This window comes from Weissella thailandensis, assembly GCF_001932615.1.
In the GTDB taxonomy this organism is placed as follows: Bacteria; Bacillota; Bacilli; order Lactobacillales; family Lactobacillaceae; genus Weissella; species Weissella thailandensis.
This window is the reverse complement of record NZ_CP014332.1, coordinates 1114451-1135540: the sequence shown is the minus strand read 5'-3', so window position 1 is coordinate 1135540 and position 21090 is coordinate 1114451. Positions and strand designations below refer to the sequence as shown.

The 21090-nt window shown below is 41.0% G+C and carries 22 protein-coding genes; 12 read left to right on the top strand and 10 right to left on the bottom strand.

What is annotated here, in order from left to right; translation table 11 throughout:
- Nucleotides 1-114 precede the first annotated feature (114 nt).
- A complete protein-coding gene (locus FOL01_RS05530; protein ID WP_042494241.1) occupies nucleotides 115-984 on the bottom strand; it encodes a glycine betaine ABC transporter substrate-binding protein in 870 nt (289 codons plus the stop codon).
- Between the two features lie 477 nt (nucleotides 985-1461).
- Between FOL01_RS05530 and FOL01_RS11325 the strand changes: the two genes are divergently transcribed.
- Nucleotides 1462-1554, top strand: a complete 93-nt coding sequence (locus FOL01_RS11325; RefSeq protein WP_228179853.1) for a putative holin-like toxin — start codon at nucleotides 1462-1464, stop codon at nucleotides 1552-1554.
- Nucleotides 1555-1894: 340 nt separating this feature from the next.
- On the opposite strand, the gene FOL01_RS05525 is transcribed toward FOL01_RS11325, so the two are convergent.
- From FOL01_RS05525 to FOL01_RS05500, 6 genes are all read right to left on the bottom strand, one after another.
- Nucleotides 1895-2137: a hypothetical protein gene (locus FOL01_RS05525; RefSeq protein WP_075269729.1), complete on the bottom strand. Its 243-nt coding sequence runs from the start codon at nucleotides 2135-2137 to the stop codon at nucleotides 1895-1897.
- A gap of 209 nt (nucleotides 2138-2346) precedes the next feature.
- On the bottom strand, nucleotides 2347-2628 hold the full coding sequence (locus tag FOL01_RS05520; protein WP_075269728.1) for a hypothetical protein: 282 nt from the start codon (nucleotides 2626-2628) through the stop codon (nucleotides 2347-2349).
- 339 nt (nucleotides 2629-2967) lie between these two features.
- Complete coding sequence (locus tag FOL01_RS05515) at nucleotides 2968-3168, bottom strand: DpnD/PcfM family protein (RefSeq protein WP_075269727.1); 201 nt, start codon at nucleotides 3166-3168, stop codon at nucleotides 2968-2970.
- An 8-nt stretch (nucleotides 3169-3176) separates the two neighbouring features.
- Nucleotides 3177-3362 carry a hypothetical protein gene (locus FOL01_RS05510; protein WP_075269726.1) on the bottom strand — a complete coding sequence of 62 codons (186 nt, stop codon included), beginning with the start codon at nucleotides 3360-3362 and terminating at the stop codon, nucleotides 3177-3179.
- On the bottom strand, nucleotides 3362-3793 hold the full coding sequence (locus FOL01_RS05505) for a hypothetical protein (protein WP_075269725.1): 432 nt from the start codon (nucleotides 3791-3793) through the stop codon (nucleotides 3362-3364). Before FOL01_RS05505 ends, FOL01_RS05510 begins: the two co-directional genes overlap by 1 nt.
- A gap of 44 nt (nucleotides 3794-3837) precedes the next feature.
- Complete coding sequence (locus FOL01_RS05500) at nucleotides 3838-4050, bottom strand: hypothetical protein (RefSeq protein ID WP_075269724.1); 213 nt, start codon at nucleotides 4048-4050, stop codon at nucleotides 3838-3840.
- A 422-nt stretch (nucleotides 4051-4472) separates the two neighbouring features.
- On the opposite strand from FOL01_RS05500, the gene FOL01_RS05495 reads away from it, so the two are divergent.
- The 7 genes from FOL01_RS05495 (at nucleotide 4473) to FOL01_RS05465 (ending at nucleotide 15140) form a co-directional block, all read left to right on the top strand.
- Nucleotides 4473-4715 (top strand): hypothetical protein, encoded by a 243-nt coding sequence (locus FOL01_RS05495; protein ID WP_075269723.1) that lies wholly within the window; start codon nucleotides 4473-4475, stop codon nucleotides 4713-4715.
- Nucleotides 4705-6699 (top strand): toprim domain-containing protein, encoded by a 1995-nt coding sequence (locus FOL01_RS05490; RefSeq protein ID WP_075269722.1) that lies wholly within the window; start codon nucleotides 4705-4707, stop codon nucleotides 6697-6699. Before FOL01_RS05495 ends, FOL01_RS05490 begins: the two co-directional genes overlap by 11 nt.
- A gap of 236 nt (nucleotides 6700-6935) precedes the next feature.
- Nucleotides 6936-7532 (top strand): hypothetical protein, encoded by a 597-nt coding sequence (locus FOL01_RS05485; protein WP_075269721.1) that lies wholly within the window; start codon nucleotides 6936-6938, stop codon nucleotides 7530-7532.
- Nucleotides 7529-9415, top strand: coding sequence for an AAA family ATPase (locus FOL01_RS05480; RefSeq protein WP_075269720.1), 1887 nt, complete (start codon nucleotides 7529-7531; stop codon nucleotides 9413-9415). Before FOL01_RS05485 ends, FOL01_RS05480 begins: the two co-directional genes overlap by 4 nt.
- The gene (locus tag FOL01_RS05475) at nucleotides 9412-12507 is read left to right on the top strand and encodes a type IV secretory system conjugative DNA transfer family protein (protein WP_075269719.1); all 3096 of its coding nucleotides are present in this window, start codon (nucleotides 9412-9414) and stop codon (nucleotides 12505-12507) included. The genes FOL01_RS05480 and FOL01_RS05475 overlap by 4 nt, the downstream gene beginning before the upstream one ends.
- An 18-nt stretch (nucleotides 12508-12525) precedes the next feature.
- Nucleotides 12526-14598 (top strand): pLS20_p028 family conjugation system transmembrane protein, encoded by a 2073-nt coding sequence (locus tag FOL01_RS05470; protein ID WP_075269718.1) that lies wholly within the window; start codon nucleotides 12526-12528, stop codon nucleotides 14596-14598.
- A 23-nt stretch (nucleotides 14599-14621) separates the two neighbouring features.
- Nucleotides 14622-15140 carry a hypothetical protein gene (locus FOL01_RS05465; RefSeq protein ID WP_075269717.1) on the top strand — a complete coding sequence of 173 codons (519 nt, stop codon included), beginning with the start codon at nucleotides 14622-14624 and terminating at the stop codon, nucleotides 15138-15140.
- A 240-nt stretch (nucleotides 15141-15380) separates the two neighbouring features.
- Here FOL01_RS05465 and FOL01_RS05460 read toward each other — a convergent pair.
- The 3 genes from FOL01_RS05460 to FOL01_RS05445 all read right to left on the bottom strand — a co-directional run bounded on the left by FOL01_RS05460 (nucleotide 15381) and on the right by FOL01_RS05445 (nucleotide 17669).
- A protein-coding gene (locus FOL01_RS05460; protein ID WP_156834992.1) for an IS3-like element IS1520 family transposase occupies nucleotides 15381-16450 on the bottom strand; the annotation gives its coding sequence in 2 pieces (ribosomal slippage) (nucleotides 15381-16234 and nucleotides 16234-16450; 1071 coding nt in all).
- A 132-nt stretch (nucleotides 16451-16582) separates the two neighbouring features.
- Nucleotides 16583-16858 carry a hypothetical protein gene (locus FOL01_RS05450; protein WP_075269714.1) on the bottom strand — a complete coding sequence of 92 codons (276 nt, stop codon included), beginning with the start codon at nucleotides 16856-16858 and terminating at the stop codon, nucleotides 16583-16585.
- Nucleotides 16859-16868: 10 nt separating this feature from the next.
- Entirely contained in the window at nucleotides 16869-17669 is an 801-nt protein-coding gene (locus tag FOL01_RS05445; protein WP_075269713.1) for a ParA family protein, read from the bottom strand.
- Between the two features lie 227 nt (nucleotides 17670-17896).
- Here FOL01_RS05445 and FOL01_RS05440 point away from each other — a divergent pair, with 227 nt between their 5' ends.
- Genes FOL01_RS05440 through FOL01_RS05425 form a run of 4 tightly spaced genes read left to right on the top strand, consistent with a single transcriptional unit; the run spans nucleotide 17897 to nucleotide 21088 of the window.
- Nucleotides 17897-18235, top strand: coding sequence for a hypothetical protein (locus FOL01_RS05440; RefSeq protein WP_075269712.1), 339 nt, complete (start codon nucleotides 17897-17899; stop codon nucleotides 18233-18235).
- Nucleotides 18236-18880 carry a hypothetical protein gene (locus FOL01_RS05435; protein ID WP_075269711.1) on the top strand — a complete coding sequence of 215 codons (645 nt, stop codon included), beginning with the start codon at nucleotides 18236-18238 and terminating at the stop codon, nucleotides 18878-18880.
- Between the two features lie 29 nt (nucleotides 18881-18909).
- Nucleotides 18910-20862 (top strand): putative type IV secretion/conjugal transfer ATPase, encoded by a 1953-nt coding sequence (locus tag FOL01_RS05430; protein WP_083603444.1) that lies wholly within the window; start codon nucleotides 18910-18912, stop codon nucleotides 20860-20862.
- A gap of 4 nt (nucleotides 20863-20866) precedes the next feature.
- Nucleotides 20867-21088 (top strand): hypothetical protein, encoded by a 222-nt coding sequence (locus FOL01_RS05425; RefSeq protein WP_075269709.1) that lies wholly within the window; start codon nucleotides 20867-20869, stop codon nucleotides 21086-21088.
- The last annotated feature ends 2 nt before the right edge of the window (nucleotides 21089-21090 follow it).

Below are 21090 nucleotides of genomic sequence, written 5' to 3'. Positions count from 1 at the left end.
CCAAAGGTCAAACTCTTCCAACACTTCCCAAAATACGCCAATTACTTAGCAGTACTTGTTCGGCTTTTGCTCCAGCGCGCCGAGTCTTAGCGACTTTTGTCACACCTCTAATTTTTACTCTAACCAACCATCAACTGTTTCACGATTGGCTTCAATCCAATTATCTGCTGCTTCTTCTGGTTCTACATCTGTCGCTAATTCTTCCATAACAGAAGACATATCTTCAACTTCCCAGTAGAAGTTATCAATAATCTTATAGGCTTCTGGATTATCTTCCTTTAGCCCTTCTCTTGCGTATGAATGAATTTCCTCGTAGCCACCAAAGACATTTTCTGGATCGTCAAGCATCTTAAGATCATAATCCATGAACATCCAATGCGGCTTCCAACCAACCACAACTATATCCTCTTCATTATTGATAGCCTGATCTAATTCAGCAATCATAGCACCTGTTGAACTCACAGAAACCTCCCAATCGGATAGATTGTCATACTCCTTAACAGCATTTTGGGCACTGTTGGTAACACCTGCCCCTGGTTCAATTGCTGTAATAGTTGAATCATTTTCATCCGTGAGGTCGGTAATCGAATTGATATCTTCCATATATGTTGGAACAGTTAATGCTGAAATAGCACCTTCTAGGTTAGCCCCTAAATCAACCATCGAGTCACCATATTCCTCTGCATAGGCCTGGTGCGTTGTAGGCACCCAACCGCCGACCATAGCATCCAACTGCCCTTCTGCAACCGAACTAAACATGATGGCCGGGTCTACTGTTGTAATTTGTACGTTGAACCCTGCTTCTTTTAGCACCTGTGCCAGGACATTTGTTGAAGCTATTTCAGACTCCCAATTCACAGTTGCTAGAGTCACTGTTTGGCCACCAGAATCAGCACCTACAGTCGTTTTATACGAATCTTCACTGCCAAAGGTGAATAATAGCCCTATAACTGTTGCTACTAATAAACTCATTTTCTTAAACATTTTTACACGTCCCAAAAAATGTTTGAATTGGAAAACACCTTATGAAATCTTTTATAAAACTGTGTTGCACTTAATTTGACAATTTAAGATATAAAAAAAGAAATTTATCTGTTGTTATTTAACTAGCTAGGGAAAGTTATACTCTGTTAGCTTGTGGGGTCGATAATCCGCAAAAGATTGTGGATGAAATTAACAATCTAGTAAGTTGAAAAATAAATAAGGCTCTCAAAGAAATAATAAGGTGTTACGTAAACAAGCAGTAATGCATCTGATATGCTTAAAATGGTGAATGGTAAGTATTAATTAATCAATACAAAAAGTGCTCCAAACATTGGTGCTATCCTGTTTAGAGCATTTTTTATATTATAATAGTTGTGCAGGTTAAAGGCGGTGGCTGACTTTCTATTAGAAAGAGGGTGATGCCTATGAATGTTATTCATGGACACCAGAATCTAACGAAAGGAGGATTAGCCAGAAATGTCTTTTCACGATGCAATGTCCTTAGTGATATTGTTTGCGACTTTCTTGTTGGCGTTGTTGACGTATATCGACAACCACAACAAGAAGTAAGACAAATTAAAAACCGCCCTAAGCTTTGACGAGTTTGGCGGTTTAAATAAATATATTTAAGTCAGTCACCGTTAAAGTAACCTGGGCTCCGTGTCAGTAGCACGGGGCTTTTTGTTTACAAATAAATTATAACACAGGCTTTAAAAATCCCTAAATAGCTTTCTTCAATTACCTATACCAATGTAAGTTAACATAATACGGGTTATAGTTAGTTGTTGATTTGACGGGCTTGTCAATGGTTTGTGCAATCACGTCAATTCACAAACTTATTTTTACGCTGGCAGCCAAGTTCACAAGCAGAAAATTTATAAAATTTCACAATCTAGACCATTCAGCAAATTTAGGATTGATTCAGATGATATTGTTGCCATTTATTGCGTATGTACCGCCATGACCAACCAAGACAAAAGGCGATGCCACAAAGGAACCATGTTAACAAAATCATGAACAACTTACCTAATAGTCCTAATACTAATTTAGCAATGCTTAAAATAATACCAAAAATATAGGCAACGAGTTTGGCTGTCCAGCCAAGCAACATCCAAAAGATGGCAAAGAAGATAATTAAAATGAAGTAGGGCATCAGGGGCCTCCTTTCTGTCGGTTCTTAATGACATATGTATCCCAACTCAACCATGAGTCAGGGGTTCTGGCACACAGGTGTCAACAATTTGTTTTCAAGTTAATTGTCATGCATTAAAGGAGCATTTTTTTGCCAGAGCGATCTTTTAAGGCAGCCACGTTCCTAAATTTAATATAACATGATTCAGTTTTTGCAGTAGTTGTTAGGTTTTAATAGCTGCGTTGCCAATTAGGCAGTTCTTGATTAATGATTTGTTGTAAATTTGATAGAAAATGGGCATCAGACATGGTGGATTGAAATGCCATCGCTAGGATACCACCTAAATAATTTACAAAATAGTGGGCGATAGTGGTATCACTGACCGTTAACCGAAAGGTTGCTACTGCTAAATTGGGGGTGTTGGCGTCAATATCAACCGAAACTTGGTTGAGATGTTGTTGAATACATAATTGGTAGGTGTTTGCTGGTGTTGTAACGGTTGTCTTTATCATGTAGTTGCCTCCCTAAAAATTTTTCTGTTGGTCAATTGGCTTTGATTAACTAACCAAACTTTCATTTTGACAGGAGAAGTGTGATATAGGCACTGGGCAATGACAAGGGCAGCAGAGCTGTGCTATTTACCCTTGTCATTGGTCGTAGTGTTGCTTAGGGCATTAGCCCTTAGCAATCACTGCCTATATTAGAGTTTGGATGGCAAAAAGAAAGGTGCAGTAATCTAAGACGGTTGCGCCGAGCGAAACCGTTTGGCCCCCGGTGGGGTCGGGGGTAAAAGGGAGCCCCGCTTGCGGGGACTGGGGCACACAGGGAAGGGCGCAGTGCGCCCCGGTGATTTAGATTTCAACCCAACCGGTGTCAGTGGTTGGCGTATTGATGAGATATTGGGCATTTGTTAAGTCGTTAGCGGATAACACAACTTGTTCGTTCTTGTAGGCTTGTCGTACTTGTTGGTCAAGCTCGTTTTCACTATCGACTGTTAGCGCAACGGTACGGGTTAGTGTTTCTTCAAATGTGACGTAAATTTCTTTTTTCATGGTTTCTCTTACCTTTCAAAATCGTTTTTTACATGTAGATGAACTGATTGGGTGTCATCTGGGGTTAGGCTAATCTCGCCGTTGTCGTACATATCCATAGCTTGTTGACTTAAATCATCAATGTTCATTTCAGGAGTTAATTCAAGGGTCACTTCTTTTTGACGATATTCTTCAAATAAAACACGGACTTTCATTAGTTGTCTCCTTTATTTTTAAAGTGATACAATGTGCCATTTTCTAATACTTCATTAAAGGTTGTATGTGTTTGTTCATTTAACATATGCGCCTTTTTTGTTTGCTCAAATTCATCAGTGGCAACGGATAACGCTTGATACTGACTAGCTGACATAGTACTGGGTTTAACGCCGGTATCAATTAAAACTAAGGCTTGAAAGAATAATCGGGGGCTTTCTTTTTGTAAGCCAATTAACATGTTGTAAATCGTTTCAACCAGTTTCACACTGACGTTTGCCGATACCATTTCTTCATAACCAGTTCCTAAAGCTTTTTTGTAGTGTTCTTTTGGGACTTTGGTTTCTTGATAACCGTAGGTTATATCTGCCATAGCTTGTGCCATTTTAGCAATGGGGAGTTTTGTAAAATCATCATAATAAGTTTTTGTCATGGTTATTCTCCTTGTTCAGCGTATTTAAGCAATGTTTTTAAACTTTAAACATCTTTTTCATAGTCGGCATTACTTAAACGAATGGTTACTTGTTCATGATGCGCTTTTGCTAATTGTAAAGCGGTTATTAAGTTATCAATTTCTGCAGTTGATAAATCAATATCAGCAAAATTATCATTTTCAAAAGGTAGCGGTGTGGGTCGAAAACCACGCCATGCTAAAAACGTTAATGAAAAATCGGTTAAATTTTGAGACATAGTAAAACTCCTTTAATGTTGACTAGGTGTGACGAAAATTTTTTCTGCCGGCAACCACCTGTTGTTGCTGGGTTTGTCGTTGTGACGGGAAATTTTTAGCAGATAGCGGGACCAAGCACAAGGGCGGCGTAGCCGTGCTATTTACCCTTGTGCTTGGTCCTAGTTGTCCTTAGTCGCTGGCGACTTAGGACTAACTGCTGTCATGCTATAAATGATAGGCACATAAGGCAGGCCCAGTGACATCAGGTGGTGGCAGGCGTAAGCCTGCTTGGACCCCCGCTTGCGGGGACTGGGGTTATTAATAAATCTTCTTTGTATAACTGTTAAAAATTTCTTTGGGACACTTTTACATAGGCCTGTAAAAATTCGTTACGATAACCCTAGAATCAAGAAATTAAAAAAATTTTTAAGGAAGATTGCACATGGTATCAAAGAAATTAGCAATGCGTTTAGACAAGAAACAAACTGAATTAGCCAATGCCGAGGCCAAAGTTAAGGTCTTAAAAGGCGAAGTGGCCGAATTAAAGCAACAAGTCCAACTAGAATTAGTTAAAAAGTTACAAGATAATCTACACACTGATGATTTAGGAACGATTGAGCAAGTCGCACCGACTGACACCATAACGTCGACAACAACGGATGGAGGTGAATTAGATGGCCATTAATCGTGCTGCCATGAAGGCGTTACCCATTCAAGGGTATTTAGATTATAAAGGGATTGATTACACCACCGAACACAATCGTGTGCGGCTGGTTGATCACGATAGTTGTGTTATTAATACTGATAAAAACGTCTTTTTTTGGAACTCAAAGCAATTATCAGGCGATTTAGGTGATTTTATTGCCGCTTATGAGGAGGTAACCCCTAAAGAAGCATGGGTCCGTTGGTCAGAGTATGGGCGCCATTACAATGGGCAAGATGCAGCTGATAAAGCGAAGTACGAAACACCCGCAACAACAGACAATTATCAATTTAATTGGCAAAGATGGTGTACCGCGCAAACAACGAATAATTCAGAAAATTATTTGGTAAATGAACGAGGCTTTGATGCCACATTTGTGCAACGTCTGGCAAACGCTGATTTTATCAAACAAGGCAAGCCAAGACAGGACCGCCAGACAAAAGAATGGCAAAAACCAGCCATTTTATTTCCATGGCACGATGAAAATGACCAAGTCGTCGGTTTAGATCAACAAGGGACTGAAATTAATTTTGAAAAATATGGCAAGCGTGGAACGCAAAAGAAGGTCGCCGCTGGATCCGATACCCGTTACGGGTATAACTTTCGCACTGGAAATGGGGCTGATCAGTTGATTGTTTTTGAATCACCGATTGATGCACTCTCATATGCACAGATGCATTTTACGGAACCTCAAAATAAAAATACAACTTTCTTATCACTATCGGGGACGGATCACCAAAAGGTATTGTCTCAACTAGATCGCATGAAGCAATTAAACGGCCATTTACCCAAGCAACTCGTTTTAGCAACGGATAATGATTTAGCCGGGTTTAAAGCAGCAGCACCCTTTGATATGTTGCAATTTGAAGGTATGACAAATATTAGGCAAATCCCAACACAAGGTAAAGATTGGAACGATCAATTAAAGGCACATGACCTCGCTATTAAAACACTCACAATGGCTGAAAACCAACAACAATTAGCCGCACTAGAAACGTTTACACAACAAGCTAAGCCGGCTGCTAAAGCACCGGCAACTGATGACAAGCAAGTTGCACAACCACAACGCAAGACGCGTGAACAACGGCGTGATGACCGTAAGGGCAAGAGTCGTGAACGGAATGAAGAAATTATTAAAGATGCGTTGACGCGTGTGCAAAATTATCAGAATGATCCCAAAGAAGTGCAAAACTATTTGGATTTTGTGGCCCAGGGCCAAAACTATTCACCCCGAAATACATTACTAATTTATGGGCAACGGCAAGATGCCACGATTGTGATGGGTTATAAACAATTTGCTGAACGGGGCATTCAAGTGAATAAGGGCGAAAAGGGAATGAAGATTTATGGCGCCCCTAAAAATTTGCAAAGTATTGTGACTCCCGAAGGTGATCGTGTGTACTGGCGTGATGCCACTGCTGAACAACGCCAACAAGCCAAAGCCGGTGATTTAGAAACGCGCACGGTCAAGCACTATCCAATTGAAACGGTGTTTGATGTCAAACAAACCAATGCGAAATTGGATGACTTACCGAAGTTGTTACCCAACCGGCCGGTTAATTTAGCCACTGATCAATCATCGGAACACCTGGAAACCGTTTATCAAACACTTAAAAAGTATGCGCAAGATGAACAGCATGCCCGGGTGGTTGACCAAGACCAAGGGGCGATTAAATTCTTAGCGGATCATAAGCCGATGACGAGTCACGGAGTAGCCAAGGGGGCGACAGTGATTAATCAGCAAAAACCGGATGAACCAACAATTATTTTACGCCCAGATTTACCCGTGACGGATCGGATTGCTACGTTAGCACATGAAATGGGCCATACGGCGTTACATCAACAAAGTGATGACAAGATCCCTAACGGGGTGCAAGAGTTACAAGCTGAAATGACCAGTTATGTGGTCTTAAAAAATGTCGGCGTGGAACCTGGTGATATTAGTGAAAAATATATGAGTGATTGAACTAATCACTTAAAGGAATTTTCCGACCTAAAAGAGAAATCACCTAATCTAATAACCGATGTGACCAGAGCGAGTACGTCAATCACAAATTATTTATCAGATTGCCTCACAAATGGCCAACAAATAACGAATGCCCGGCGGGCGGTGCCTAACATCCAGCCAACCGCTGTACAAATGGCCACAAACCAGGTTACCCAAGATCAAGCCAATGAAACGAAAACACGAGGACAAGCAAGATGACCACAATACAAGGTAAGTTAGTCCAAATTGCCCAAGGCAACGGACTGTATATGTTAAGCGTTGATACTGAACAAGCAGCGGACGGATTACTAGAATTACCCGTCACGGCTGAACATTATCATGTGTTATTTCCAGCTGGTGATCCAGTTTTAAATGAAATCTATGAATTTACGATGCAACCTGCTGATCAACAAATGACATTAGTTAATGTTTTCCCTGTTGATGCAGAAGTCATTCCAGCAGATTTAGTCCCGACTTTAACAGCAACCCAAAACATGGAATTACAAGGAGAGCATTTTATGGATACACAGAAAGCTAGTGCAGCGTTAGAAAAACGCCTAGATGCTATTCGACAAGATTACTCATTGATGCAAGATATTCAAACCGAACTGGATCAAGAAGCGCAACAACGCTTAGCTAATATTAAAGCCCGTCAACAAGGACAAGGGATTGAACAACTCTTTACGGCTGAAGAATTAGCGCAGCTGCAACAAAAGCAACAACAACCAACCAAAACCGTTTCACTGTCAGAACAAACCCGCGTTGCGGGTCAGGATGGTGATTTACCCTTGGGAGGAGATGATGACGCATGACAACCAGTTATTTAGACGTCTTTACTACGAATTTAAACCAAGTAATTGCGGCAGATCCAACTGAATACGGTGCATTTGGCCGTGATGTTGAACTGGGTCGTTTGGTCCGAATTTTAAATCAACATAAGAAAAATAGTGCCGCTGTATTAGGTGAAGCGGGTGTTGGTAAAACGGCGCTAGTTGAAGAACTGGTTAAACGGATTTTAACCAATGATGCCAGCTTACATGGCACATTAGTTAATCGCGAGGTGCATTCATTAGAGTTAGCCAGTTTAATGTCAAATACTACGGGCAATAATTTTGCAGCTAATTTGCATCATTTGGTGGCGGAAGTCAAAGCCAATCCGCAGATCTTATTATTCATTGATGAGATGCACGAACTCATTGGGACGGGTGCAGAAGGTAGTTCCGGTATGGATGCAGCCAATATTTTAAAGCCTGCCATCGGTCGTGGTGAGATCCAAGTCATTGGGGCAACCACTAATCATGAATTTAAACAATATATTGAAGCGGATAATGCCATGGAACGTCGGTTTGACAAAGTCATGCTGGATGAATTTACACCAGCACAAACCCGGACGACTTTACAACGCATTATTGCGGTTAATCCAGATCATCTGACCGTACCGGATGAGGTAATTGAGACGATCATTCAGTTTTCTGATCGCTATATTACCACGCATTTCTTTCCGGAAAAGGCCATTACCTTACTAGATAATACTTTAGTTGAGGCAAAAATGAATGACCGTTCGGTCTTAACAACCCAAGATGTGGCCAGTATCATCAATGAACGTTACCGGGTGCCAATGTCTGTTTTAACTGAACAAGATAATGACCGGTTATTCCAGTTATATGAACGGCTGCAAGGGCAAGTGATGGGGCAAAATGCCGCTTTAAAGAAAATTGTCACGAGTATTCGCGTGCGTGCGGCTGGATTAGGTGATATGAGTAAGCCATTATCATTTCTGCTGGCCGGTACACCCGGTGTGGGAAAAACGGAAACGGCTAAAGCTTTAGCCGTGCATTATTTTGGAGACGAACGGCAATTAATTCGCTTTGATATGTCGGAATTTAAATTTGCCAAGCAATCAATGGCGCGGTTTGCTGAACGAGCCGCTGAAGCGGTTAAATTTAATCCCTATTCAGTTTTGCTACTGGATGAGATTGAAAAAGCGGACCCGATGGTGTTGGACTTATTGCTACAAATTCTTGATGATGGGCGCTTAACTAACGAACGCGGCCAAACGATTAACTTTAAAGATTTAATTGTCGTCATGACCACCAATATTGGTCATCAATTAATTATCGAACGAGCTGCCAAAAGCGATAGTTACCGCCATGATCCACAACACCAAGTGACCTTCAGTAAAAACTTTGAAAATGCCTTGTTAGGTGCCGATTTAAGACAAGAATTTATCAGTCGTATTGGGGCGACCATTATTTTTGAACCGTTAGAAGTGCCAGACGTGAAGCGAATTATTGACTTGAAATTAACCAAACTTAATCGTCAAGCGCAACGACAAGGCTATCAATTGGTTTATCGGCCACAAGATGTCAGTCAATTAATTCCAAGTTTTGCCAGTGGGCAAGAATTTGTTAATGATCGAGTGGTTGAAACGCATCCATTAATTGATTTCTTAGTGGATAAGGGGTATCGCAAAAGCCTAGGTGTACGGCCATTAGATGATGCCATCATGGAATTTGTCGAATCACAAATGGCAACGGCGATCTTACATGAACGACGAACCGGCCAAGTGAACGGACATTCCTTTGTCTTTCGTGCCTGGGGGAATCCACCGGATGCGACGCATCCACGTGGTAGTTGGCAAGCCGTCGTCACACAAGCAGAATTACCCATCACACAAGAGGAGGTTGGTACATGATTAGAGAATGGTTTGGGAATCGTTATGAGAAAGCCCGGTCGTATGAAAAACAAAGCCAAATTCGTTTGCGCGGGCAATTTTGGTTTCAACTCATAATCTTTATTGGTTATTGTGCAGTAGGAATCGTGATGGCGCTACTCGTTGGCACATTAGCCGGGGCGCTTTGGTATATCATTCGATCAGGTCTCGGTAATATGGCCTTAAATCTATTCAATGTTTATTTTAAACCGGCTTTTAGCTGGGATTACTTACAACAATACGTGATGTTTTCCTTATCTGGTGGAGTTTTACATGAACATTCTTACATCATTTGGGCGATTATGTTGCTAGTGTTTGCCATTTTCTGTCGGTTAGGGGTTAAAAATTGGTATGACTGGGTGCAAAAATTTGGTGATCGCACCACTAATCAAAACCGTTGGGCGACACTAAATGAAATTGAACGCACTTATGTTTTAATTCCCGATCGGAACAAGTTTTACAAGGGGCCAGCAGGTCAACCAATTAGTCATATTTCGGGATATGCGTTTGCTTTTTTCAAATTACACCCGCTCCTTTGGCTAAAACAAGTGGTCAAAGCCCCACTGGGCTTAAATCGCGAAAGCTTTCCCAAATGGTACCAACAAGTGCGACCACGGTTGATGCAACTACCACTATTAAGCAAGTATTTTGATGCCCAACGCACGGTTGAAGGTGGTTTTCAAGGCTTTTACTGGATTGATCCAAAACCGACACACGCGATTACCACCGGGGCAACCCGTTCTGGTAAGGACCAACGGCGAGGCTATATTTTTATTGATATTATGCGTCGAGCCGAAATTCAACCCAATATCATTGATACCGATGCAAAAAATGAAGATGCCAAGATGTCATTTATTCCGCTACAAAAAGCCGGGTATGAAGTGCAATTACTCAACATTGCCGACACGGATTGGTCTGAATCGTGGAACCCGTTTCAAGTTGCTTTGAATTATGCAATGGCGGGTGAATTAGATAAGGCCCGAGACGAGGCAATGGTGATTGTACAAATTATTGGCTCATCGAGTTCATCTGAAGATGGGAATGATATTTGGGATAAAACCGCTGAGGATACGCAACTAGCGATTATTTTGATTCTCTTATGGTTAGCGATGGAGCAGGATGATCAAACGTTAGCCACGCCAGCCGGTGTGCCACAATTTATTAATTCAGTTAATCAATTTAATGATCCAAAGGATAAAAATTTGGATGGCTTGACGCAGTATTTCAATATGCTACGCAAACTAGATCCGATGCCACCGATTATTAATGAAGCTATCCTAAAGGCCGGGTCTTACTTAGGCGCAACAGGTGATACCAAATCATCCGTCATGTTTACCTTACAAAGTCGATCAAGTTTGTTTGCGTCAGAAACGGTGGCGCGTTTAACGTCACGTTCAACCATCCAAATTTCAGATTACGGTTTTCCCCGCATGTTAAAGGTTAATGTGCCAACAGATTATGCTGGGGCAACCGCCATGGTGGAACTTTACAAACGACAAGATGATCAAGCGCAAGGACATTACCTAGAACAAGATGCCGTGAAGGTTAGTCGAGCGGGGGTTATTCAATATCCGTTCCAGCATGTCTTTCCGGATGACTGGTTAATCAAGATTCATTTTGCGGATAAAGGTAATCCCAAGCATCTACAAAAATCATGGTTGCAAATTAGTGGTGAAAAGCGAATTAAACGCCAGTTGAATCACCAAATTAAAGTGGATCCACAGAGTCAACGGCCGGTTAAGCAAGTCGTCAGTTATCCGTTGCAACAACATTTAATCAATGATGAGATACCAGCTACCTTTAGCTTACGGTATTCAGAAAAACCTAAAGCCGTGTTTATCGTCACGCCACAAAGTAATGATAACTATGCTGCAATTGCGTCCTTGTTCCTAGGACAAGTTTTCTCCGTGAATACACAAATTGCCTCAGAAATCACAAGAAGAAAAATGGACCGACAGATTATCTACAAGTTAAATGAGTTTTCTATGTTCCCCCGGATTCCGGGGTTTGATAATTTCTTAACCCGTGGTCTAACCTACGGTCATATCGTTGATATGTATGTGCAAGATGACGTCCAAGTCGCTAAACATTATTCAGAGTCAGAAGCTAAAGAAATCATGAACAATATGTTGACGCAATTCCATATTCAAACCAAGGACCGGGATACCAACCAAGCCGTTTCGGATCGTCTAGGTGAGATTGAGGTGCAAAAGGAAATTGTGAACTCACAGATGGGTGAACAGCAACAAGATAAAGGTAATCGTCAGGTTTCCATTGATAAAATGCCGTTGTTATCAGCCAAAGAGTTAGAGGAGTTGAACGATGGAGAAATGGTGATTATGCGAACGGCTAAACGTAACGATAAAAAGTGGCGCCGTATCCGACCACTACCAATTTTTGATACTGGGAAAACGTTGATGCCCAATGCGCGTGATCTCATTGGTCAGACTTATTGTTTGGATTATTACACCACTGACTTGCGGATTAAGAACAACACCAAGCATTTAAGTTATCAAGATATTTTCCAAGATTACAGTGGTTACTATCAACAATTAGCTGCGCAAGTTAATCCGGAAAAAATTGTGACGGACGAGGACGATAAGTTAACAGAGCAAACACAAACGACTATACCTGAACCACAAAATCAAACGTTAGCTGATACTACAAGCAACGATAAAATTGGTGAAACTAACGAGGTGGCTGAAAGCCAGGAAACTGCAACTAATGAATCTAACGCTGCTGATGATGAAGAAATTGACGATTTTACTGTCTGGCAACGTGAATTTGCACAACATGCTAATGATCCTTTAATATCGAAAATGGAAGTAGCAAATTGGGCGTTTGTTCAGCAAGTAGAAGATGCCATTGCCGACGCTTTAGATACGCCGGCCATAACGGCTGATACCGATAAGGTAGCAGTGCAAGCAGATGCCGTAGCACATAAATTCTTTAAGCGCCATGAGCAATTAAACCAACAAGCAGCGATGCGTGATTTTCTGGTTGATGATGACCGTTGTTTTAATTTAATGATGACCATTGCCGAATTACGTGATGCACAAGGAGCAGAAAATTAAGAAAGCGAGGAAAAACACATGATAGGATTGGTACCACTGCCAGCAAATGGGCCCACTAATGCGTTTTATGAGTCATGGGCCGACTATTTACAACCGAAATCCCGGATGTTTTTGTCGGTTTTACAAATGATGTGCCAAGGAATTGCCGATTTATGTTATGACTTAGCCAACGCGGTTTTAACAGCGTGGAATGCTGCTTGGAAACTAGCCCAGTTTAGTACAATTTTTACCAAGTCAGATGGGACGGGGCAAGATATTTCAGGGTATAGCTTAACTCAGTACATTGGCACATTTTTCATGATTGGCATTATTATTTTAGCAGTCATGATGGCGATTCAATTAATCCAATTTAATTTAACATCAGGTCGACGAGGTAAAGAATGGCCATCTGGTATTGTCACGGCCATTATTATCATTGCCATGGTGCCGCTACTGATTTCAGGAGGAACTAAGGTTGCGAAAAGTATGAATCAGTCCATGTTAGGGACAAATACCTCGTCGGCACAAAAAGGCGGCCATAGTATTCTAACTGATATTTGGCAGAATAATTCGGTTGATCTCAAAAAGGTGGCGCAAGTCGACTTTAAGGTCAAAGAAGGTAATATTCACGATTACAGTCCGATTAAAAAAACATCCTCGAACGCCATTGTTAAATCGTCTATCTTTACAGATACAATGGACGATAAGGCCAAAAAAGGTATCAAAAATAAGCAGGCAAAGGATGTTTTCGCAAAGAAACAGGGAGAAAGTACACCTGAAAAAGTTGATAAAGGTGGCTGGTTGAAAGGAACCGAGGAAGTTTATCCACGAGTAAAAGTGAATTGGATTGGCATTATCGCTGCCGAGATTGTCTTTGCCATTGTCGGATTTTTGGCAATTATTGAATTAATTGTCCGATTCTTCCGACTGGCTTACTATTCACTAACTCTACTTGCTTTAGCTTTTCGTGACATGGAGGGTAAAAAAGCGATGCAGATATTACACGTGATGGAAGGCAGCATTTTAGGCATGGCACTGTTGCCGTTGAACCTTATTCTATTCTTTGCATTTGTGCAATGGGGTATGACAGCCATTAATGACCAAAACCTATCATGGGGACCTTACACGATTATCAGTGTGGCGTTACTATTAGCTGCTGGTAAAGGGATACTTTCTGGTTTTGCTTTGATTGATGACTGGACTGGTATGCCAACGGGTCATGGTAATACTGCCAGTGGTTTAATTGGGGCAGCTGCCACAGGTGCAACCGTGGGTCGAGCCACTAAGGGCGTCACGGGTGCCGCAGCACATATGGTTGGTGGTGCTACGCGTGGTGCTGCAAAAGGTGGTAAAAAAATGGTGGGTAGTGCCCAGTCGATGAAAGCTAAGATTGCCCAAGCAGGTAAGAATAATCAAGCGACGCAACAAGCAGGGTCCAATGCAAAATCTGCTAGTGCTGGTAAAGGCCTAGGTACTCAAAAAAATAACACGACCTCACGTTCAGAAAACAGCGCAACTGGCTTGCCCATTAATGCAGCTGCCAGTCAAGCACAAGCAACTGGTGGTGCTCATGAGACTATGAACAAAGGTGAAGATAACGGACAACAAGCGCCTGGTGCAGAATCTCGAAAGGCTGGTCAAATGACTGGCCCTAATGGCCTGCGGACACCCGCCCAAGCGCATAATCCTGGCACACAACCAAGTAACTCATTAAGTAACAGTAGCAGCGGTAGTAGTCAATCAGCAACCACGAGTCAGTCAAGTCAAACGACCGGGCAAACAACTCGTACAACTAATGGTACGAGTGCAGGTACAAGTACTAATAACCAACCGGGACTTAAAGTACCCAATAATGCGATGAATAGTAGCAGTCAAACAGCATCACAGGGTAACACAAACCCTAGTGGTAGCCCGCAAAATGCAGCCAAGCCAGCTGTGACACCACCTAGACCAACACCAGCAAGTACTGGTAGTCAAAGTAGTGATCAACCAACTAGACAGACGTCAGCTACCCGGCAATCATCAAATGCTGTGTATAATAGACTTGAAAAGGAAGTACAAAATGATTTGCGTCAGGCTTATCCGAAAAAAGATAATCCGCAACGATCATAGTCAGGGCATGATGGAGGATTAAAATGAGTAACAAAATGAAATGGCTTATTAGCATCATCGCAGCACTCATGGTTATAACGGGTGGTGTGTCATACGGTATTTATAAACATAACCAACCCTTATCAGACGAAGCGTTTAGCAAACTGGAAATTGATGAACAATTTGAAAAAGCGCCGGCGGGCCATTATGTGCATTTGAGGAAGGACGATCCAACGCTGTATCGGACGACTTGGTCGGCAAAACAAATAAAACATTATTTTATTTATAAAAATGGTAAAGCAAAGAATCATCTGCCAGAAGGTAACTATAATGAAAAAACTAAATTAGGAACTAATCAATTATTCAACGATAAACGCTTGATCGATAAAGTGAAAGGTGACGGTATATTAGGTCAGATTCATACGGCACTTTTTGACAACAGTAAGTTCAATGAAAATATGTCCTATGATTCTGATTTAGCTTTTAATTGGTACTTTAATAGTCCCGAGCAAGCACAAAAAGATCCCGATGTTAAAGAGAACGTCAATGATTTGATTCGTTAATGATACAATATACTTAAGCGTATACGTTTAAGTATAATTATAAGTATACGTAGTGTTATACGATTACGTATAGGCTCCTATGTCAAGAATCCGGACATAAAAGTACGAACAAATTTGACTTTCAATTTAAATTACTTAATTTAATTTTCGGAGGCCGAAGTTTTAGTCCCGTTCAGATTTTAAAAACGCTTTAGAGTATATTAAATAAGCCCCAACATTATTGAATTTAATAGCCTGTAGCTACGCTACAAGTGAAATACGATCACTGTTATACCAACGAATATAGTTATCAATTCCGGCGATTGCTTCATGAATTGTCTTAAAATCTTGGAAATTAACGTATTCACGTTTCAAAATTGAATGAAAACTTTCAATTCGCGCGTTATCGCCGGGCTGACCCTTTCGGGAGTAAGAATGCTTGATACCATACTTCGATAAAGTGTTTTCAAATAAGTCACTTGTGTATTGGCTTCCCATATCACTATGAATAATTTGTGGTTTAACTGCTTGCGCCATGACTTGGGTAATAACGTTAGTCGCTAGTTCTTTAGCCATCTGCGTATTAAGTTGGTAAGCAATAACCCGTCGGGTTACTGGATTATAGACACTAGCTAAGTAACACCAAGTATGGTTAAGGGGAATGTACGTAATATCAGTCAATAAAATACCAGATTGATCAGTTAACTGCTTAATCAAGTTTGGTCGCTGATCATAATCAGTCTGAGTGGTTGGCTTATTGATTCGTTTAACCATTCTAGATCTAATCTCTAATTCACACATTTGTTGATAGACCAGACACTGACTAACGTGAATATCAGACTGTTGATTTAGTAAGATCGTTAATCGTGGGTAGCCATACATTGGATATCTTAACCAAGCCGTTAACACTTCTTGTTTAATTAAATGCCGGCGGCGTTCAGTTCTACTTGGCTGCCAATGTAGATAATCATAGTAGGTTGAGCGCGGAATTTTGAGTACTGATAAGATACGCGTAATGCGGTGCCCAACAAGTAAATTAGCGTTGACGACTTCTAACACGAGGGCACGCCCTTTAATAATTAGCTTTTTGCCATGAGCACCGCCGCTCGTTTTAAAATATCAAGTTCTTCTTTTAACCGTTTATTTTCTTTAATCAGAGCACGTTCATTTGATGATAGCACTTTAGTGTTGTTAGGATCAGCTTGTTTCATCCACTTAGTGACCGTTGAAACACTGACGTTGTATTCTTTAGCCAGTGAGTTGGCCGAACGGCCAGTCTGGCTTAAGCTAACAATCGATTCTTTAAATTCATTTGAATATTTAATTGCCATAATAAAAAGCTCCTTTATGATGTATTATATCGAACAGTTTGTCCGTAGTTCCATCATAGGAGCCATACTTAGCCATATGAAAAAGGCGTCCAACATGAATTTTGCGTTGAACGCCTTTCATTATGCACTTAATTAATCTTTTGATTGTTGGTCTAAGACGGCTTGAAAAATTTCAACGGCAAAACTTGATAAACCGGTATAACCGTTTTGCTTCGCAAGAGCTGTTAATTCCCCTTTCATCGTAGGGGTCATTGTAATTGATACAGATTGCTTGCGTTCACTCGTGGGTTTGGTATTGATATTAAGACTAGCTACTAAATCAGCAGTGTTGTGTTGGCGAACGGGGTTTTGAGCAAAGGCCTCTTTCATCTGTTGGTCACTAGTGGATTGTTTTGAATTAAATGACATAAATATACTCCTAACTGTGTTGATTATCTTGCAAAGTTTGCGTCATGCGTGTGAATTGGGTTATTAACTGCTCTTTAAAACCGGGGTACTGCCTTAAGATACTAGCGGGCATCTCAACGACGGCTTGTTTTTGAGCGGTTGATTTGCGCATGATTTCACGGGCGTCAATTTGGGCAATGACATTTGGCATCGTTGCTAATGCTTCACGAAACTGGCGACTTTCAATGGTATTATGTTGGATTTTATTACCAACATAATAAACTTGGGCATCAATATCACTGACGCCCGTCCGGGGGTCAATACTGTCTTGTTGGTATTCGGTCATGCGGAGTTCAAATTGGGTTTTGAGCTGTTTAAAACCATACTCACTGGGTTCCAACGGCACGATGACGGCATCACTAACTGCAATCATATTTTTCGTGAGTAAACCAAATTCTGGATGGGTACCAATCAAAATGTAGTCGTAAGACTGGATAGTATCGACGTGTAGACGCATCCACTGCATCAATAAATATTCACGATACATTTTCGTTTGAATTAAGCCTTCAACGCGATCCAAATTGGGCGAAGCTGGCAATAAATCAATATTTTGGGTAACTGGTCGGATGACGGGTTCACCACCAATAAACACATCTAATAACGTATTTTCGTTGGTAATTAAATCATATGTGGCACTTAAGTTAGCCTGAAAATCACCATCGATTAATAGGACGTGATAATTGTGTTGTGCCAGCCAGGTAGCGTAATTAAAGACCAGCGTGGTTTTACCAACGCCACCATTTGATCCAGTAAATGTCATAATTTGCATCATTATTTCCTCGCTTGTTTATTTGTCAAAATGAAAGTTTGGTTAGTTAATCAAAGAAATAATGTAACGCTGTAAACAGTATAACACCAGGCTTTTATTAAGCGTATACGGTTAAGTATAACGTTACATGCTTGATGTTTTCTTTGGGACACTTTTACATAGGCCTTAAAAAATTCGTTACGATAACGGTAGTTAATCAAAGAAATAAATTATTGAAAGGTGGCATTTTTATGCAAGGTTATAACTATCGTGAGTTTTCACCAGGTAACAACATCTGGCAAAAGCAACCACGACTTTTATTTTTAAATTTTGAACGACTAGCGGTATTAGGAGACTTTTTCATGTTTACCTATATCATGCTATCCAAAGCGTTTTCATATCAATTGACGTTTTCAAAAGGCTTTTTTCTGGTGGTCATGGTGGTGACAGCAATTTACGCCATCTTACCAGCACCCAGCAATCCGAATAGTTTAGTGATTGATGAAGTTTTTGTACGCGGGCCGAAAACGGTCAGTTCACAAAGTCTGCACGGCTCAATGAAATGCATGCCGTTGGAAAAGGAGGATTAAATGGGGTTTAAACAACAAAAAAAGCACCAACTATCGCTAAAACAAGTAGCCGAATTAAGGCGACCAAAAGTTGATCTGTTGGATTTATTACCGTTTAAACGATTTGAAGGTGAGGATAATTTATTAGTGTTAGCCGGTAATGATAAACAAGATGCGGGTTATATGGATATGTTAACGATTTATGGTAAAGACTTAGATTTCGTCTATGGTGTCGGTTCCGAAGGAGCCTCAAATATCATTCGTGACTACCATTTGTTACTAAATACGTTTACCAGTGATTTTGATATTATCATTACCCGGATGGCTGCTGAAACTACCATCCAACAACGGGCTTGGTTGGCTAATCGGCAAGCAATTGATGCAGAAATGACCCAAACCACAGATGAACGCCGTTATCGGCAATTACAACTACGCCATCGATTAGTCACGGATCAAATCGCCAGTTTACGCCACGTGGCCGAAAACGTGAAGCACCAAAGCTATACGGCTTTTATTTATGGTGAATCAGCAGCAGAAGCCCGGACCGCCAGAGAAATCTTTATTAGTTCTGGTGGCCGTGCCATCACAGCCCAACCGATGTCATTAAAACAAAAGCAAACGATGTTGCAGATCTTACAAGATCCGACGCAACAATTAAATCAATAAACAAGCAATAAATTAAAGGAGGCGTAAACATGAAAAAAAGTGTGGCAGCAAAACTACGCAATCAAGGCTATGATTTAGATTTAATCTGGCAGGTTCAAAATCCGAGTCCTACCATTTATCATTCTGATTATATTCATTTCGGTAATGGGGTCGGTACGATTGTCACGATCTATGATTATCCCAAAGAAACTCAACAACAAATGTGGTTCCGTAACTTGCTGGATACGGATAACACGATTACAATTTTGAAGGTTGGAACTGAATCACGGGCCAAAGTGGAAAAAGCTTTACAAGATGCGGCGAATGCCAATAACGCGATTTTAGGGGATAAGTGGCAAAACGATCAACGCAAGTTGTTGGCTGGTAATGAGTACCAACAAAACATGGCCGATTTGAATGATGCCTTAAATGGGCAAGAAATCTATAAACGTCTATATGTCCGCGTATTATTTACCGAACGCACGATTGAAAAACTGCGTATGAAACTAGATGATTTTCGACAACGTTTAAGTAATTACAAGTCGATGGTCTATGCTGGCGAAATGGCTAATCATATGCGCCAATTCTTTATTCCAGCGATGAAGGTACAAGATATTGCGCTCAAAGATAAAGGCTTTCCCATGAAATCTTATTCATTGGCCGGCACGTATGCCTTTAACCAAACATTTTTGGCTGATCCACGAGGTGCCAATTTGGCCACGACTTTTCAAGGGGGTGAGGTCACCTTTGACCCCAGTCATTCGGATGGTAAACATCGTACTACGGCCTATAACTTAATTATTGGTGATTCTGGTTCAGGTAAATCAACCTGGATGCACCAGCAATTGGATCCGTTATTTGCTCGTGGCGACACGATTTGGTTATTCGATCGTACCCGCCGGTACTTTCCCCACATTCAACAGTTAGGGGGCCTAATTCTAACCATGGATGGTTCCCAAAACCGGGTAAATATCTTGCATGTCTTTGGTACAGTGCTAGATGAACATGGTCAAATTGATGTCATTAATTCCTTTTTACAACATCTGGAAAAGGTTAAAACGTATTATGCCACTTTAAATCCAGAAGCTGGTGTGGGTGAATTAAATTTGTTTATGGATGAATTACGGCGCTTTTATATTGAAGATCAAGAAATGTGGTTGTATTCACCTGAAGATCACCCAGAAGAATTACGAATTATCGGTTTAGATGCGAACGCTTATCCAACTTTGGAAACATTTATTAGTTATCTACAAGCTCGTCAATTAAATGCCCGTGACTTTACTGGTAATAACCGAGATCGCTTAGACAATATTGTGATGGTGTTAAATAATCTTTTGAATCAATATGGCTCAAAAGTGAACGGTCATACGGATGTGCCTGATTTGTCAGACGAACAATTGATCATGTTTGATACGTCAGGTATGGCCGAATGGGAACCAAAAGTTTACGCTGCGCAATATTTTAGTATTATGTCATTGATGAATGCTTATGTGGTCATGAATGGATACCAACAGTTAGCAAGAGAGCAACATGGTGAATTTACCAAGCAAACGGTTGCCAACGGAACGGCAGCGCCTAAATACTTCTGGTGGATCCAGGATGAGGCCGATGACGTCATTAACTATACGAACCCGTTAGGGATTTCATTTGCCGACAAGATGATGCAGCAACAGCGTAAGAATTACTTTGGGCTGTTTATGATTTTCCCTGGTTTAAAGAACGTGTTACCCACTGGTCAACAACAAGATTCAGAAGAAGCGCGCGCCATGACCGACTTTTTCAACCGTTTCCAAAATCATCATATTGGCCGGCTACCGGAAGATGACAAAAATCGTTATGCCAGTGTCACGAGTCGTTCAGATGCCACGCCAGATCAATTAGACACGTTACCGATGCTGCAAGTGGGACAATTCTTGTTGATCTTGCGCGGGTTCCAGTCAATCTTTATCACGGCTTATCGGCCAACCGATGACCAATTACGGATGTATGGTGGAGGTATTTAAGCCTATGAGTCAACAACAAAACAATAACAAAAATCGCTTGAATCGTTATAAACCGAGTACCATTCGAGCGGATGCACAACGGGATTATGAACATTATAAAGCAACAGGTGAATGGCCCAAAAAGGACCCGGCAGTGGTGAAACGCACGTTACGGTTAGTCTTAATCACCGTCGTGATTTTCTTAATGCTTGCCATCATGTTGCTATTACAAGCGATAGGAGGTTAGGC

Bases quoted from the DNA above. Each gene is read 5' to 3' on its own strand.
- FOL01_RS05480 (WP_075269720.1), top strand. From the start codon at position 7,529: ATGACAACCAGTTATTTAGACGTCTTTACTACGAATTTAAACCAAGTA.
- FOL01_RS05465 (WP_075269717.1), top strand. From the start codon at position 14,622: ATGAGTAACAAAATGAAATGGCTTATTAGCATCATCGCAGCACTCATG.
- FOL01_RS05530 (WP_042494241.1), bottom strand. From the start codon at position 984: ATGTTTAAGAAAATGAGTTTATTAGTAGCAACAGTTATAGGGCTATTA.
- FOL01_RS05440 (WP_075269712.1), top strand. From the start codon at position 17,897: ATGCAAGGTTATAACTATCGTGAGTTTTCACCAGGTAACAACATCTGG.
- FOL01_RS05515 (WP_075269727.1), bottom strand. From the start codon at position 3,168: ATGAAAAAAGAAATTTACGTCACATTTGAAGAAACACTAACCCGTACC.
- FOL01_RS05445 (WP_075269713.1), bottom strand. From the start codon at position 17,669: ATGATGCAAATTATGACATTTACTGGATCAAATGGTGGCGTTGGTAAA.
- FOL01_RS05525 (WP_075269729.1), bottom strand. From the start codon at position 2,137: ATGCCCTACTTCATTTTAATTATCTTCTTTGCCATCTTTTGGATGTTG.
- FOL01_RS05485 (WP_075269721.1), top strand. From the start codon at position 6,936: ATGACCACAATACAAGGTAAGTTAGTCCAAATTGCCCAAGGCAACGGA.
- FOL01_RS11325 (WP_228179853.1), top strand. From the start codon at position 1,462: ATGTCTTTTCACGATGCAATGTCCTTAGTGATATTGTTTGCGACTTTC.
- FOL01_RS05475 (WP_075269719.1), top strand. From the start codon at position 9,412: ATGATTAGAGAATGGTTTGGGAATCGTTATGAGAAAGCCCGGTCGTAT.
- FOL01_RS05505 (WP_075269725.1), bottom strand. From the start codon at position 3,793: ATGACAAAAACTTATTATGATGATTTTACAAAACTCCCCATTGCTAAA.
- FOL01_RS05500 (WP_075269724.1), bottom strand. From the start codon at position 4,050: ATGTCTCAAAATTTAACCGATTTTTCATTAACGTTTTTAGCATGGCGT.
- FOL01_RS05470 (WP_075269718.1), top strand. From the start codon at position 12,526: ATGATAGGATTGGTACCACTGCCAGCAAATGGGCCCACTAATGCGTTT.
- FOL01_RS05495 (WP_075269723.1), top strand. From the start codon at position 4,473: ATGGTATCAAAGAAATTAGCAATGCGTTTAGACAAGAAACAAACTGAA.
- FOL01_RS05450 (WP_075269714.1), bottom strand. From the start codon at position 16,858: ATGTCATTTAATTCAAAACAATCCACTAGTGACCAACAGATGAAAGAG.
- FOL01_RS05520 (WP_075269728.1), bottom strand. From the start codon at position 2,628: ATGATAAAGACAACCGTTACAACACCAGCAAACACCTACCAATTATGT.
- FOL01_RS05510 (WP_075269726.1), bottom strand. From the start codon at position 3,362: ATGAAAGTCCGTGTTTTATTTGAAGAATATCGTCAAAAAGAAGTGACC.
- FOL01_RS05430 (WP_083603444.1), top strand. From the start codon at position 18,910: ATGAAAAAAAGTGTGGCAGCAAAACTACGCAATCAAGGCTATGATTTA.
- FOL01_RS05490 (WP_075269722.1), top strand. From the start codon at position 4,705: ATGGCCATTAATCGTGCTGCCATGAAGGCGTTACCCATTCAAGGGTAT.
- FOL01_RS05435 (WP_075269711.1), top strand. From the start codon at position 18,236: ATGGGGTTTAAACAACAAAAAAAGCACCAACTATCGCTAAAACAAGTA.
- FOL01_RS05425 (WP_075269709.1), top strand. From the start codon at position 20,867: ATGAGTCAACAACAAAACAATAACAAAAATCGCTTGAATCGTTATAAA.